13 protein-coding genes and 1 pseudogene are annotated in these 12,856 nt (G+C 40.8%); 9 read left to right on the top strand and 5 right to left on the bottom strand.

Annotated features, from left to right (window positions below):
• Positions 1-310: 310 nt before the first annotated feature.
• Entirely contained in the window at positions 311-904 is a 594-nt protein-coding gene (locus EDM21_RS15830) for an NAD(P)H oxidoreductase (protein ID WP_157336962.1), read from the bottom strand.
• A 154-nt stretch (positions 905-1,058) separates the two neighbouring features.
• Here EDM21_RS15830 and EDM21_RS15825 point away from each other — a divergent pair, with 154 nt between their 5' ends.
• Together EDM21_RS15825 and EDM21_RS15820 are read left to right on the top strand one after the other, a co-directional pair.
• Positions 1,059-1,415 carry a winged helix-turn-helix transcriptional regulator gene (locus EDM21_RS15825; protein ID WP_157336960.1) on the top strand — a complete coding sequence of 119 codons (357 nt, stop codon included), beginning with the start codon at positions 1,059-1,061 and terminating at the stop codon, positions 1,413-1,415.
• Between the two features lie 86 nt (positions 1,416-1,501).
• A pseudogene (locus tag EDM21_RS15820) lies at positions 1,502-1,857 on the top strand (MerR family transcriptional regulator).
• Between the two features lie 482 nt (positions 1,858-2,339).
• Here EDM21_RS15820 and EDM21_RS15815 read toward each other — a convergent pair.
• Positions 2,340-2,705: a winged helix-turn-helix transcriptional regulator gene (locus EDM21_RS15815; RefSeq protein ID WP_157336958.1), complete on the bottom strand. Its 366-nt coding sequence runs from the start codon at positions 2,703-2,705 to the stop codon at positions 2,340-2,342.
• Positions 2,706-2,954: 249 nt separating this feature from the next.
• On the opposite strand from EDM21_RS15815, the gene EDM21_RS15810 reads away from it, so the two are divergent.
• Both EDM21_RS15810 and EDM21_RS25570 read left to right on the top strand, forming a co-directional pair.
• A complete protein-coding gene (locus EDM21_RS15810) occupies positions 2,955-3,494 on the top strand; it encodes an NAD(P)H-dependent oxidoreductase (protein ID WP_157336956.1) in 540 nt (179 codons plus the stop codon).
• 133 nt (positions 3,495-3,627) lie between these two features.
• The gene (locus EDM21_RS25570) at positions 3,628-3,912 is read left to right on the top strand and encodes a DUF4368 domain-containing protein (RefSeq protein WP_157336954.1); all 285 of its coding nucleotides are present in this window, start codon (positions 3,628-3,630) and stop codon (positions 3,910-3,912) included.
• A gap of 112 nt (positions 3,913-4,024) precedes the next feature.
• Here EDM21_RS25570 and EDM21_RS24745 read toward each other — a convergent pair whose 3' ends face one another.
• The 3 genes from EDM21_RS24745 to EDM21_RS24740 all read right to left on the bottom strand — a co-directional run bounded on the left by EDM21_RS24745 (position 4,025) and on the right by EDM21_RS24740 (position 5,743).
• Positions 4,025-4,408 (bottom strand): HNH endonuclease family protein, encoded by a 384-nt coding sequence (locus EDM21_RS24745; RefSeq protein WP_201280802.1) that lies wholly within the window; start codon positions 4,406-4,408, stop codon positions 4,025-4,027.
• Between the two features lie 430 nt (positions 4,409-4,838).
• Positions 4,839-5,135 carry a hypothetical protein gene (locus tag EDM21_RS25395; protein ID WP_338044001.1) on the bottom strand — a complete coding sequence of 99 codons (297 nt, stop codon included), beginning with the start codon at positions 5,133-5,135 and terminating at the stop codon, positions 4,839-4,841.
• A complete protein-coding gene (locus tag EDM21_RS24740) occupies positions 5,060-5,743 on the bottom strand; it encodes a DUF262 domain-containing protein (protein WP_201280801.1) in 684 nt (227 codons plus the stop codon). The genes EDM21_RS25395 and EDM21_RS24740 overlap by 76 nt, the downstream gene beginning before the upstream one ends.
• Before the next feature lie 447 nt (positions 5,744-6,190).
• On the opposite strand from EDM21_RS24740, the gene EDM21_RS15795 reads away from it, so the two are divergent.
• Genes EDM21_RS15795 through EDM21_RS15775 form a run of 5 tightly spaced genes read left to right on the top strand, consistent with a single transcriptional unit; the run spans position 6,191 to position 12,483 of the window.
• Complete coding sequence (locus EDM21_RS15795; protein ID WP_157336953.1) at positions 6,191-6,379, top strand: helix-turn-helix domain-containing protein; 189 nt, start codon at positions 6,191-6,193, stop codon at positions 6,377-6,379.
• A gap of 57 nt (positions 6,380-6,436) precedes the next feature.
• Positions 6,437-7,762 (top strand): DNA cytosine methyltransferase, encoded by a 1,326-nt coding sequence (locus EDM21_RS15790; protein ID WP_157336951.1) that lies wholly within the window; start codon positions 6,437-6,439, stop codon positions 7,760-7,762.
• Entirely contained in the window at positions 7,743-8,819 is a 1,077-nt protein-coding gene (locus EDM21_RS15785; RefSeq protein WP_157336948.1) for a DNA cytosine methyltransferase, read from the top strand. The genes EDM21_RS15790 and EDM21_RS15785 overlap by 20 nt, the downstream gene beginning before the upstream one ends.
• Complete coding sequence (locus EDM21_RS15780) at positions 8,797-12,063, top strand: type ISP restriction/modification enzyme (protein ID WP_157336946.1); 3,267 nt, start codon at positions 8,797-8,799, stop codon at positions 12,061-12,063. Before EDM21_RS15785 ends, EDM21_RS15780 begins: the two co-directional genes overlap by 23 nt.
• A gap of 6 nt (positions 12,064-12,069) precedes the next feature.
• The gene (locus EDM21_RS15775) at positions 12,070-12,483 is read left to right on the top strand and encodes a very short patch repair endonuclease (protein ID WP_157336944.1); all 414 of its coding nucleotides are present in this window, start codon (positions 12,070-12,072) and stop codon (positions 12,481-12,483) included.
• Positions 12,484-12,856: the final 373 nt, after the last annotated feature.

Here is a 12,856-nt window from a genome sequence, read left to right as displayed (position 1 = left end):
CCTTACGGCAATTTCACGGCAACTCATCGAAAACGCCTCTGTTTCACCAAATCCACAAACTCTGTAATATTCAATAATCCCTTATAGATCAAGGGATTCTAGACATATTTATCACTTCTTACAAGCAACGCGACATTTTCCACATGGGATGAGTGCTGACGGTAGAATAAACTAAGATGTGGCTGTATTCACCCTTTAAACAAGAACTAGACCTCGGCGGGCATTACGCTAACGGGCAGTTTTCTTCAAAATCTATTTTAAAATAAAGCGAAGCCATTCTCGTGGGGAGAATGGCTTCACGAAAAATGAGCTATTGAGCAACGGTCTTTAAATCATTGTCATAAAATAGTCCGAGATGATACGCTTGCATCAGAAGTTTGTCGAAAGTTTCCGGTCTTGAATCCAAAGTGTCATACAATATCTCAACCTTGCTATTAGAGACTCCGCAGAAACCGGCAATTCCGATGTTAAGGTGATGGGTCATCATCTTGTCGTACTCATACTTCTCATAGTGTTCTTTCGGAGCCGATGCCATACCAATCCACAGTACTTTTTTATGATGCAGTTTGTGGGAGCCGTACGCGAAACCATTGTTCCATACACGGTCGATATATCCCTTAAGTATGGCTGGGAAACTATGCCACCATACCGGGAAAATGTACGCGAGAGCATCGTGTTGCTTCATTCGTTCAATTTCTGTTTCAACCTCTGGCGAGTAGATCTTGCGTTCGGATGACGATTCGGGTTCATCTGGCTCCCACAATACAGGATTAAACCCGCTGCGATGCAGATCAAGCACTTCCGTCTCATGTCCCGCATCAGTGAGTCCCTGTGTAAATCTATCTGCAACCGAAAAGGTTAAGGATTGCACCCTAGGGTGCGAAACAACGGTCAAAATTTTCATATTAATCACCTTCCATTTTCTACTAGGTACGATATGATTATCAGATAGCATGCAAAAAAAAGGAAGAACGCACTTTTTTGTACAATAGGAACTAAAAGGTAATATAGGTACCGAAAAGTACCTATTCTAACCAATCATTTAAGGGGGTTATTCCATGAAAATGCAGGATATACGAACGTTTAACATCCCTGCCGAAGCGGCATTGGAGGTTATAGGGGGGAAATGGAAATTATTAATTTTATGTCACTTAAACTGTGGATCTGGACCCAAGAGAACGAGTGAATTAAAAAGGAAAATTCCCGATATTACACACAAAATGTTAACTCAGCAACTTCGAGAATTGGAGGAAGCCGGCATCATCATTCGAACGGTTTATAATCAAGTACCGCCAAAAGTTGTCTATGAAATGAGTGAATTTGGAATGACGCTGAAGTCAATATTGGACCAATTGGACGAGTGGGGTGAGCAATACATCAATCAACGTAAATGGAAGTCCTCCTGTTCAGATTAAGGAGATGATATTTTTTACTGGATTCAGGATTATGTGGATTCAATTTGCATTTGCCGACTGGAGCATTAGCAAGGAGGTACATAAAAGTGAAAATAGGTGAGTTATCCCGATTGACCAACGTCAGCATTCGTTCCATCCGGCATTACGAAAAAAAAGGCTATTGCAAGCAGATAGGCTAGAGAACGATTATCGGAGTTTCGCCGAGTCTGCCGTAGATCGAGTCATGGCCATCCAGTTATATTTAAAGCTCGGGTTGACAGCAGATGAAATTGGTCAGCTGTTCACGGATGAGATCGCAAACCCTGACGATTATGAGTATTGCGAAGCGATGCAGGCCATGTACGAAGAAAAGCTGTCCCAAGTTGATCGTCAGATCGCGGCGCTTCAACATTTGAAGAGAGTGTTGAAACGTCAAATCACTCTAACGTTGTCTAAAAAATAACATTTATTCGCAACCAGGCCATGGAGCATCGTCATTTGCTCTGTGGTCGTTTTTTTATTCCTGCGACAGCTCTTGACTCATTAGGACTTCCTTTATTTTCATTACTTCGTGAACTTCGTTAAACTAACGGAGAACGTAAGTTTAATAACAACAGCGGCAGTCTAAGACTTTATTTTCTCCGTACACTAGCTACGGTAGTTTTTGCAATTGTACGAAGTGTTTCTCCCCTAGCGGCAACGTAATACTTCACTTCGTCACATCCTTTTCAAGGTTGCTTAAATGTATATGACCGGGGAAGTAAAAAAGCCCCAAATTCAGATAAATTCAGAGCGCTGTATACAAAAACAAAAGCAGCTAACACCGATCACATGTGGCCACTCCTGGTTGCTGTATACATAAATGTTATTCATATTCCTAGTGTCCAGAGAAAATAAAGTATTAGACTCGGAGAATAAAGTGTTAGACTGGCAACGCCGTAAGCGTCAAAGGGAGTTCTCGTCGTTCCCATTCGCATTATTCATAAATTCGATATGCTTAAATCCCCATCCGCACATATCGGTCAAAACCGAACTTAACGTTCTTCCATGATCAGTCAAAAAATATTCAACTTTTGGGGGAATCTCTTGATACACACGGCGTATGATGAGTCCGTCCCGTTCCATCTCACGAAGCTGATTGGTAAGCATTCCTTGCGTGACATTCGGAAGCAGACGTCTCAATTCCCCGAATCGCTTTGTGCCTTGATGCAATAAAATAAACAAAATGAGTGGCTTCCATTTTCCTCCGATCACCTGCAGAGTGGCAAGTATCCCCTGTGTATTATTAGAATAGTGAACTTCCTCTCGCATCTTACCATCTCCCGGTCACATGATCTTTACCTTGTTAGTAATTTTATCAAAGTATCCAGAATGAAAACAGTACGATGATTAATCATACTTAGTACGGATTATCGTACTACCTACCGAAATCAGGCTTCGTCTATGGTACGTTTTACAGGACTTAGTCTGAAAAAAAAGCGTACTTTGCAAAAATGAAATTCCGCATAATAATGGGGATGTAGATCGTGATGCTACGAAAAATGAGAAAGGATGATCGTTATGAAAATTATGGTTATCTCTGCACATCCCAATCTAAATAATTCCCGGGCTAATCAGGCGTTGGCACGAGAGCTGAGAGATCAAACCGACATCTATTTTCACAACCTCTATCAGGAGTACACCAATTGGAATATCGATGTGGAGAGGGAACAACAATTGCTGCTTCAATATGACCGGGTTGTGTTTCAGTTTCCCTTTTATTGGTATAGCTGCCCTCCTCTTTTAAAAAAGTGGTTCGATGATGTATTGACGTTTGGCTGGGCTTTTGGACCCGGAGGGGATAATTTAAAAGGCAAAGAGTTTATGGTCGCAACGACGACAGGCGGCACGGATAGGCAATACCGTTCAGGGGGTTACAATTGGTTCACGATCAGCGAATTATTAAGACCCATACAAAGTACCGTTACTAGATGCAATGGCACCTATCTTCCCGCATTCGTCACCTATAATGCAAACGAAGGCACGGATGAATATCTTGAGCAAGAGGCTAAAAAGTATGCGGAACATATCCAAACCTCCAAGCGTGTGCTTGTCCATTAAACGTGCCAAATAACGCGGTGATTAGTTGTCTCCTATAAGAAACGAGTGTTCCGTACAAAAAGTTCTCCAATAATCGGGTGCGCGCGACTCTGCTATAAACGCTTTGCAGCGTGAAAGACAGGGAGTTTACTAGATGAACTTTAACTTTACAACGGAGGATAGGAATGCTGGAACCATTAGCCTCTACAGAACTAAAAAAAGCCTTGATGACTTCATATCATTCAATGAACTCACTCCAGAATTACTTCACAAACTAATTGACCGTATTGAAATAAAAGCAAATGGGGGTTCGAGAATCTTTTACAGATTCTCGAACCCCTCTGTTTATTCTTTACTTCTAACTATCAACGCACAGCACTCCACATGCACCGTATGCGGGAAGCGAACTCATTCCCGCGGCATCTGTTATATTCCTTAAAAACGCATAGAATCAATGTTCTTGTAGCCAGTTTTCTTAGTGTTCTTTATCTTCGTTTGACTTTATCGCGGATTTTTGCGGCAGTTTTACGGCAGTAGCATGATGGACTTTGCTACCAATTGGTGATCATTGAATGTGCTTTGGAATTACGCCTCTGATAATAAATCAACGAGTTCCTTTTGTCGCTTCTCCAAAACGTTTGGTGTCCAAAGGGAGTTTGCTCTAAGAACACCTTATTAGCATGAAAAGCATCAATACGTTTCTTCAAATAAATCTTCTTTTTCTCAGAAAATTCCGAATTATTCAGAGCGCTATTCTTCTTCTGGCTAATTAGGACCAAATTGGCCAGTTTATTCGTCCAAAGTAAGCGATCCTTGTCCGTAAAATCCTTCCTCCATTGGCTATTAGTTGGTGAATTTTGTGGCAATATATGCTCAACCGTAATGTAGTTATAGCTGGAAAGATGGACTGTATTATCACTAAGCAAATATTCCATTTTAAGCAGTAGATGGCGTGCGAATGTCTTCTTGTAAATATTCCCGGAAATACTGCGTCTAACTCCTCCTTATCAATCCCAAACAATCCTTTATTGTCCGGAAAATTGTCCAGTCCCGCCACATCTGCCTGATCGATTGCCTTATTAATTGCATTCATTGCATCCAGACGGATGGTGGGTGTTGTGCCAAAAACCCAATCACTGGTAAATTTGAACTCCAGCTTGTTAAGAAAAGTATCTATCCGGGTCTTACCAAACTTTCCGTAATAATGCATCAATGGTGGCATCCAGTCTTCAGACCGAAGGCCAATACTCATAATGGTCAGAAGGTTTATGAATTCGTTGCTTAAACCTATGTCCTGCAACTCAATAACATTTTCGTAGATGTCATTATATTTTTGGACAAATTCGAACGTGTCTTTCCCGAATTTCAAAGATGGAACCTTGGCGTTGTATACCAGCTCGTAAATTCCTCCAGTAGGTTGGTGCGGGCTTTTTCTTTTATAAGAATAGTACGGATAAACTGCGAGAACCGATCGAAGTTCTCCTCATGTTCCTCTTCCATATCCCCCCATATTTTCGCATATTTGTTTTTATCCTTATCACTAGCTAAGCTACCGACATTCTGCGACTTTAAAATATCTGCGTTAGTTAGCGGGATCCCTCGATTATTGAGGGTGGTAAAAAGGCGGAACGCATCTTTCGTATTCTCAGTGGATACGTAAATAAGCAGTGCCTTATTAAAAAAAAATCGAATGAACTGCTGTAAATCGTGATCCCGGCGTACGTCTTCCAACTGCTGCCGAAGAACAAGCACAGTGTTGGCCATATTGGATAGCGACACATTATCTCCGTCAAGCTATGTTTTGAGTTCGCTTTCTTTCTCGGTCCCCCTTTTGCAATGATGTAAGTGGAGATAAAATCCTCTACTTTATCCCGAATTTTGTACGTCAACCGCATTCTTGCAGGGACATTCTCAAGAAGATTCTCTTCCTGATATATTTTCTTTTGAAGCGTTTCCACATACTGAGGCATTTGTACAAGATCACGCAGTACAGCCATCATGATGAAGAAAGTCGTCAACCGTTGCTGACCATCCAACACCTCATACTCCGGGAAAGAGCTTTCTCTGAGTTTCTTCAGCACCAAGGACCCTAGGAAATAATCGTGATCAGGCTTGTGTTCGAAGACATAGACTAGATCCTCGACTAACTCCGTTACATTATCCGTTTGCCAAACATACGATCTTTGATATTCTGGAATGACGAACCAAAATGATTCAGAGAAAATTTTTTGAAGGATTTCCTTGTTTGCTTCTATGGTTCCAGCCGACATAGAGTCACTCCCTAGGATTAGATTAATATGTCCAAATCGTACCATGCAGAAGATACATAGGCTACTTGGTTCTTATCCCCTCTGCAAATACCGTTCTGATATCATACTCTGCTTAATACACTTTTTTGACGCAAACGTATGTTCCGTATTATAATACACATATGTTCAGAATTGTTTCGAGATGGCGATAACTGAAGCATCAATTTTAATCCGATTCAATGGAGTTTTATACGGCGAAGAGCATGTTGCAAGCGTATGGTCATTTTTGTTTCTATCGCACTCTTATATTTATAGCACCAAAAAAATTTCATGTTGTGTTTCTATCATTTCATATTAAATCATATTAAAATGAATCAAAATATATTATTTACGCAAAACACTTAAAACTCCACACTAAGTCTTGTATAATAAATCAAGACCCGTTTTTTTGTTGGAAGGAGTTATACTATGGAAAGTATAAATGAAAAATGGTCAAGTCTCGAAGAAGTTGCCGACTACCTTGGAGTTAATAAGGATACTATTCGTAACTGGATAAAGAATCAAGACATTCCAGCCTGTAAAATCGGCAAGCTGTGGAAGTTCAAGCTTTCTGAGGTAGACGAATGGGTAAAGAGCGGCAAGAGCGCTAAGAACTAATTAGTCTTGATATTGCGTGCTTATGATGATAAATAATTACTGCTTAGAGGTGTATGTATGCAAACATTACAAAGGTTACTTCAAGATGCAATTTTGAACCCTGTTGATACAAATGACTATAGAGATTTTAAGACAGCATTATTTTCTGAATCCGAAAATGCACTGCTTAATTTTGAGCCGTTGAATATCGGAGAGACAGCCGCTAACCCTATTCAAGTACTCGACTTTTTTAGTGGTGCAGGAGGAACCTCTCTCGGCTTTGCCGCAATAAACCGCATTTTCCCAGTTTTTCGCTTCCTAGGGGGATGTGATATTAATCCTATGTCTGCTGCCACATATAGTAGAAACTATGGGACCCCGTTGATAAATGAAGATATTCTAAAGATATCGAAAAATAGCGATAGCATTAAGATTTTTTTAGAAAGCATCAATTTTGACCCGAAACTCCCAACAGTATTGATTGGCTGTGCTCCTTGCCAAGGATTTTCCTCTCATAGGAAAACACGATGGGATGAAGAGGACGATGATAGAAACAACCTCGTAATAGCATTTTCTCGTATTGTTTCAGAAGTGAATCCCACTGCCTTCATCATGGAGAACGTCCCTGAATTTTTATCTAATAAGTATTGGAAATATTTTAGTAAAGCCAGGAAAGCTTTTTTTGATGCAGGTTATACAGTAAAGCAACACATTCACAATGCTGCCGAATTTGGTGTGCCTCAGGAACGCTTTCGATCCGTAATTATTGGTATGAAAAAGGAATTCCTGTTACCTGAAGGTGTCTATACACCAGACTCATATAAAACCGTACGAGACGCTATAGGTTCCTTAAGTCCACTTAACGCTGGCGAAGCTTCAACAGAAGATTGGATGCATAAAGCGGTGGCTCACAAGCCGAGTACTCTCGAAGTAATTAGGCAAGTCCCTCATGACGGTGGCAAATTACCTGAAGGAATTGGTCCCGAGTGCTTAACCCGGGTAAAAGGATTTTCAGATGTTTACGGAAGACTTAGTTGGGACAAACCTTCTATTACAATAACTCATTACGCTCGTAATCCTGCGAGTGGACGATTTACGCACCCTGTGCAAGATAGAGGACTTACTGCAAGAGAAGCAGCCCGCTTACAGAGTTTCCCCGACGGTTTTGTATTTGAAGGGAAATTTGATGACATTTACCGTCAAATTGGAGAAGCTGTCCCCCCCTTATTGTCATGCGGTATTGCATCAAGTGTGCTGATAGAACTTCTTTCTTGCGAACCAACGAAAGCTCAATTAAGTGCGGGTAACCAACCAATAGATTTGCCCGTGAGTAATTCATATTCTAGTGTTATTGCAGGTATCAAAAGTACAAGGAGGCTCAAAAATGCGGTTAACTTGTGTTGACAGTTTTTCAGGTGCGGGAGGTTTATCGTTAGGTCTTCACAAGGCTGGATTTGAAGTACTGCTCAGTTTTGATATTGAGCCGAAATGTATTGAAACAATCAATAACAATAAAAAATATTTTTCACATCCAGCTTTATGTGAAGACATAAGAAATATGCTCGGAGGGCGGTTACTTAATCATATTGGATTAAAACAAGGGGAGCTATTCCTTCTTGCAGGTGGGCCGCCATGTCAAGGGTTTTCAGTACAGCGTATCGGTGAAGATTTAGATAGCAGAAATGATCTTGTCCTTCAATACGGAAGCCTCATCGACGAGGTACGGCCAATGTTCTTCGTAATGGAGAATGTATCAGGCATACAAGGTAAACGCGGTAAAACCATCCTTTCCGAATTGATAAGCCATATGGAGGATATTGGATATGTAGTGCATAAGCAACTTATAAATGCAGAAGACTATGGTATACCGCAACGCAGGAAGCGCATTATCTTGGTCGGGGAAAGAAGAGATATAGGCTCGGAATATACTTTCCCAGTACCGACGGGCGAACGCCATACTGTACGCGAAACAATAGAATTCCTACCGGAGCCTCCAACGGATGGCACCTCACATTCAGAGTATCCTCTTCACAGAAGAGATCGGCTGTCTGATAAAAACATTAAGCGCCTTATGGCGCTGCAACAAGGCCAGGGACGAGATCACCTTCCCGAAGAATTACTGGCTGATTGTCATCGAATAGATAGCTCAATTATTGGCCACCGCAATGTTTACGGTAGAATGTCGTGGGATGACGTAGCTCCTACTATTACAGCACGTTTTGATAGTTTCACACGCGGAATGTTCGGGCACCCTGAACAATTGAGGAGCATATCACTTTGCGAAGGAGCATTATTACAAACATTCCCAGTTGACTTCGTGTTTTCTGGTTCAAAAGTTGAAATTGCTCGTCAGATCGGAAACGCTGTCCCTCCGAACCTTGCAAAAATTATAGGTGAAAGCATAATTGAATATTACCTTAGAAAAGAAGTGAAAAATATTGTCCTATCAGGCAATCATTAAAAAATATTTAACAAACCTTCAGCAGGATTACCGAGACGCTTTGTCAGGTAATCAACACACTGCGGAGCTGTCCTTCAGGCCTCCTTTGGATACTATGTTTAGAGAACTGGCTACTGAGCTAAACGGAAACCCGAATATCGTGGTTGTACTCGAACCAAGGAATCAGGCACGCATGGGTAGACCTGATTGGCGTATGCATGACAGGAATACTTTAGGTGTTTACGGTTATATTGAGGCCAAAGGCTTGAGTCAGAATACTTTTGATATTACTCCGTATGAAGAGCAATTCAATCGTTATCTATCTTTAGGACACAAGCTTATTATTACTGATGGCATCGACTTTGTTTACTCTTTTACTGATGGTATGAGACCACAAGTCGTTTCATTGATTGATAAGGCTCTAATGACTAGACCCGATTGGTCTCGCCTTGATACAAATCCGCACTTTGAGCAAATGATGCGTAGGTTTTTCTCCGAACCGTCACCTCAATATTACGACGAAGGGGCACTAGTAGAGCAAGTAGCGCTTAGAACGCGCAATTTATCTGATGAAATAATTCGTTATACTGTCATCCCTCTAGACGAAGCAATGGATGATGATGAGAGGAACGCAATCATTTTACTGGACGGATTAAAAGGATTGGTATACAACCATAACGATCGAAATATGCGTGAAGATTCTGTGTTCGCAGATTTTGCAGCCCAAGTTATCATGTTTACGATTTTATTTGCACATCGAGTTGAATGTACTGATGCTGATTCTGCAGTTGAAAAAGAAAGAAAAATTAGAGAGTACCTGTCGCGAGAAATTGTCGAAGGGCAAGCCCTTCGTCCGTTTCTTACTATCATTCATTATATAAACAGTCCCGGTAACGATAGTAGTTTTATCCTCACATGGACTGATGAATGCATAGGTTTCTTATCGTTCGTCCACATGACTGAACAGCAGCGACAACGACCTGATTATCATAAACTTTTTGAACTCTTTTTATCTAAATTTGATGCTCGATCTCGTTTCGATTATGGTGCTTTCTATACTCCAATCGAGTTAGCTGACTTTATAGTTAGGTTAACCGAAATCATCGCAAGGCGTACTTTTGATGGAAACAGTATCTTTTCAGCCGGTAACACGATTATTGACCCATGTTGTGGAACGGGATCGTTTCTTGAAAGCATAAGAAGAAATGATATGCAAAGAGGGGCATACTTATTGTGCGGTATTGAAATATTACCAGCCCCATATATGCTTGCGAATTATCGAATGGCGATTCTTAATACAGAGATTAATGCTGCACGTTCCCAAAATGAATTATTATTAGCAAACACATTAAGCAACTATCTTTTTGGCATTCCTGCAAATACCGGTACGGTTGAGGGGTATGAGTTAAATAGAGCATATGAAATTGCTTCAAGACCAATAACTCTTGTTATTGGAAATCCTCCATCCTCAGATTCATCAAAGATTAATGCAGGTGATGATTTTTCAGTAATCCTTGAGCTCATGGATGATTTTAGACCACCTGTGCAAAACCGCCATGGTCGCCAGAATACTCAAAAGCAAATTAACAATCCATACTTACAATTCTTGCGTTGGGCTTGCGAAAAACTTGAGTCCTCTCAGAATCATTCTGTCTTGGCATTGATCATCCCGTCCAGTTTTCTTGAAGCCGATTCATACAAGTTTGCAAGAAAGTATATTGTTGAACACTTTTCCAGTGCATGGATCATATCAGTAGATGCCGATGCTAGGGCCGGTATTCGATCCGATAGCTTGTTTAACACTCAACAGGGTCGAGCTATACTTATTGCAACACGCCGTTACGGAGAAGCCGTTGGAATAGATAAATATATGTACTTCGATCTCTCACGATGTGCAAAAGCAGAAAAAACACAAATGCTTGAGCAAAGTGCTGAAACTATGATTGAAATGTTTACGGAACATGATATCGCCGAAGCTAACTATGGTCTTTGTCCATCAATGCCTTTTAAGCAAGAGCTTTACTCATCATATTGGCCTGTAAGTGGGGAAGCAGATGAGATCGCGATCTTTCAGCAATATTGTTCCGGTATAAAATTGGCTCCAACGAGTATATTCACGCATATAAAAGCGCCAATGCTTAAACGGCGCAGCAAGGAAATTATGCAACGGGGCGTTTCAGCTGCGGAAGAATGGATGGCAAATCAAGACAAGCCTCCGAAAGATGAAGAGACAACTTTCTTTGCCAACGAATTGACTGCATACGGAAATCCGCGATCCGTTGACGCTTTGCTAGATACTAACATTGTCAATTATGCCTTCAGGCCATTTTTGCCTATGAAAGCATTTCTCTGGCAGGATCTATTACACAAATTTAGTCGAGTTGGAGGCGGTGGAACACGAAGACGACCCGAAATTAGCGCGGCATTCAACGCCGAAGGAACTATAGGATTTGCGCTTTCTCATTCGCCAAAAGATCAAAAAGATATGCTTAAGCAATTTGCTTCTTTTTGTTGGTATTATCCTGATAATGATTTATGCCGAAGAGGTAACTCTTATATTTACCTTAATCAGTATCCTGTGAAAGGCACTCAAAATAGAGTTATGGGTAACAATATTCATGCTGACTTGTGCGCAACATTATCTCAATTATTAGCAGTTCCCGCAGGTACTGTCGCAACAGAAGTGGTATTCTATACGTTTGCTGTACTTTGCTCCCAGGTATATCTAGACGAATTCGAGGGTGCTTTGTTTACCGTAAATCGTGCTGATATGAGGCCGCGAATTCCGATTGTAAATGATGCGGATGTATTCCGTAGCTTAAGTTCTCTTGGACTAAGAGTTGCTGAACTTGAAAAGCGAGACTACATCCCCGCAAACCATATGGGCTTTGATATTGCAGCTATCCAAGCAAAGATTCCAGAAGGTTTCAAGCTGAAGCTTATCGATCAGCCTTTTGACGAAGAGCATGGGACTCTAATTCTCACCGACGGAACAACAAGAGTAGAAATTCCATGTCCTCCCCATGTACAAAGTATCAACATTGCTGGTTATAATATCATTAAAAATGTTTGGATGAAATTCAATTCTTACGACTTTACCCATTGTGTCTTTTCACGTGATGATGTTATCGATTTGCTTAACTTAATTAATAAATTGGTAGAATATGTCTCCTTAGTCGGGGAGATTGACGTTGTCATGCATGATGTCATTGAGGGGGCATATCCACTCTTAATACCTTCTGTAGGCGAAGCCCAAGAGGAGTGACCGAATATGGCTGATGTGTATGACAAGGACACTCGCTCTTCTGTGATGCAAAAAGTAAGGTCAAAAGGTAACAAATCAACTGAGCTACGTTTGATTAACTTGTTTAAGGAATACGGCATTACAGGATGGCGGCGTAACTACCCTGTGAAAGGACATCCCGATTTTGTATTTTTTGATAAGCGTGCAGCTATTTTTGTTGATGGATGTTTTTGGCACGGACACAATTGCCGAAATACAAGCCCAAAAGAAAATGCTGATTATTGGGATAAGAAGCGTAAGCGTAACATCCTACATGACCAAAAAATCACTGATATTTTTGAAAAGCGTGGCTGGACTGTCGTGCGAATTTGGGAATGCGAGCTAAAAAAGAAAAACCAGCATGAAACTATGTCACGACTTCTAGAGGTACTTAATAAGTAATAATAGTATAAATGTAGAGACATCGATTTTTTTGTAAGAAAATGAGATCTCTCTAAGATTAATCTGAATTTTCTACCATCCGCATCATCTATTTTTTTAAATCTATATTATAACAGTGATACAATGCTGAAGAACCGACACACGCTCATTTGTGCTCGGTTCTTCTTTTTATGCGTAATTGTATTTTCTCAAAAACACGCCATAAGGCTGTTTTTATACATTTACCTAAAAGGAGACGGTTATCATGGTAGCAAATGTTGAACCTATGTTTTATGTTCGGGAGGCACCCTGGCATGGACTTGGGAATCGTGTAGAGCATGCTCTCAGATCCGAAGAAGCCTTAAAGAAGGCAGAGTTGAACTGAACCGTTAGC

It is taken from the genome of Paenibacillus lutrae, assembly GCF_009757775.1.
In the GTDB taxonomy this organism is placed as follows: Bacteria; Bacillota; Bacilli; order Paenibacillales; family NBRC-103111; genus Paenibacillus_F; species Paenibacillus_F lutrae.
The sequence above is the reverse complement of the archived record's forward strand: the minus strand, read 5'-3'. Positions and strand labels throughout refer to the sequence as shown.

Coding starts and splice junctions, on each gene's coding strand:
- EDM21_RS15830 (WP_157336962.1), bottom strand. CDS start 904: ATGAAAATTTTGACCGTTGTTTCGCACCCTAGGGTGCAATCCTTAACC.
- EDM21_RS15825 (WP_157336960.1), top strand. CDS start 1,059: ATGAAAATGCAGGATATACGAACGTTTAACATCCCTGCCGAAGCGGCA.
- EDM21_RS15815 (WP_157336958.1), bottom strand. CDS start 2,705: ATGCGAGAGGAAGTTCACTATTCTAATAATACACAGGGGATACTTGCC.
- EDM21_RS15810 (WP_157336956.1), top strand. CDS start 2,955: ATGAAAATTATGGTTATCTCTGCACATCCCAATCTAAATAATTCCCGG.
- EDM21_RS25570 (WP_157336954.1), top strand. CDS start 3,628: ATGAACTTTAACTTTACAACGGAGGATAGGAATGCTGGAACCATTAGC.
- EDM21_RS24745 (WP_201280802.1), bottom strand. CDS start 4,408: ATGGAATATTTGCTTAGTGATAATACAGTCCATCTTTCCAGCTATAAC.
- EDM21_RS24740 (WP_201280801.1), bottom strand. CDS start 5,743: ATGTCGGCTGGAACCATAGAAGCAAACAAGGAAATCCTTCAAAAAATT.
- EDM21_RS15795 (WP_157336953.1), top strand. CDS start 6,191: ATGGAAAGTATAAATGAAAAATGGTCAAGTCTCGAAGAAGTTGCCGAC.
- EDM21_RS15790 (WP_157336951.1), top strand. CDS start 6,437: ATGCAAACATTACAAAGGTTACTTCAAGATGCAATTTTGAACCCTGTT.
- EDM21_RS15785 (WP_157336948.1), top strand. CDS start 7,743: ATGCGGTTAACTTGTGTTGACAGTTTTTCAGGTGCGGGAGGTTTATCG.
- EDM21_RS15775 (WP_157336944.1), top strand. CDS start 12,070: ATGGCTGATGTGTATGACAAGGACACTCGCTCTTCTGTGATGCAAAAA.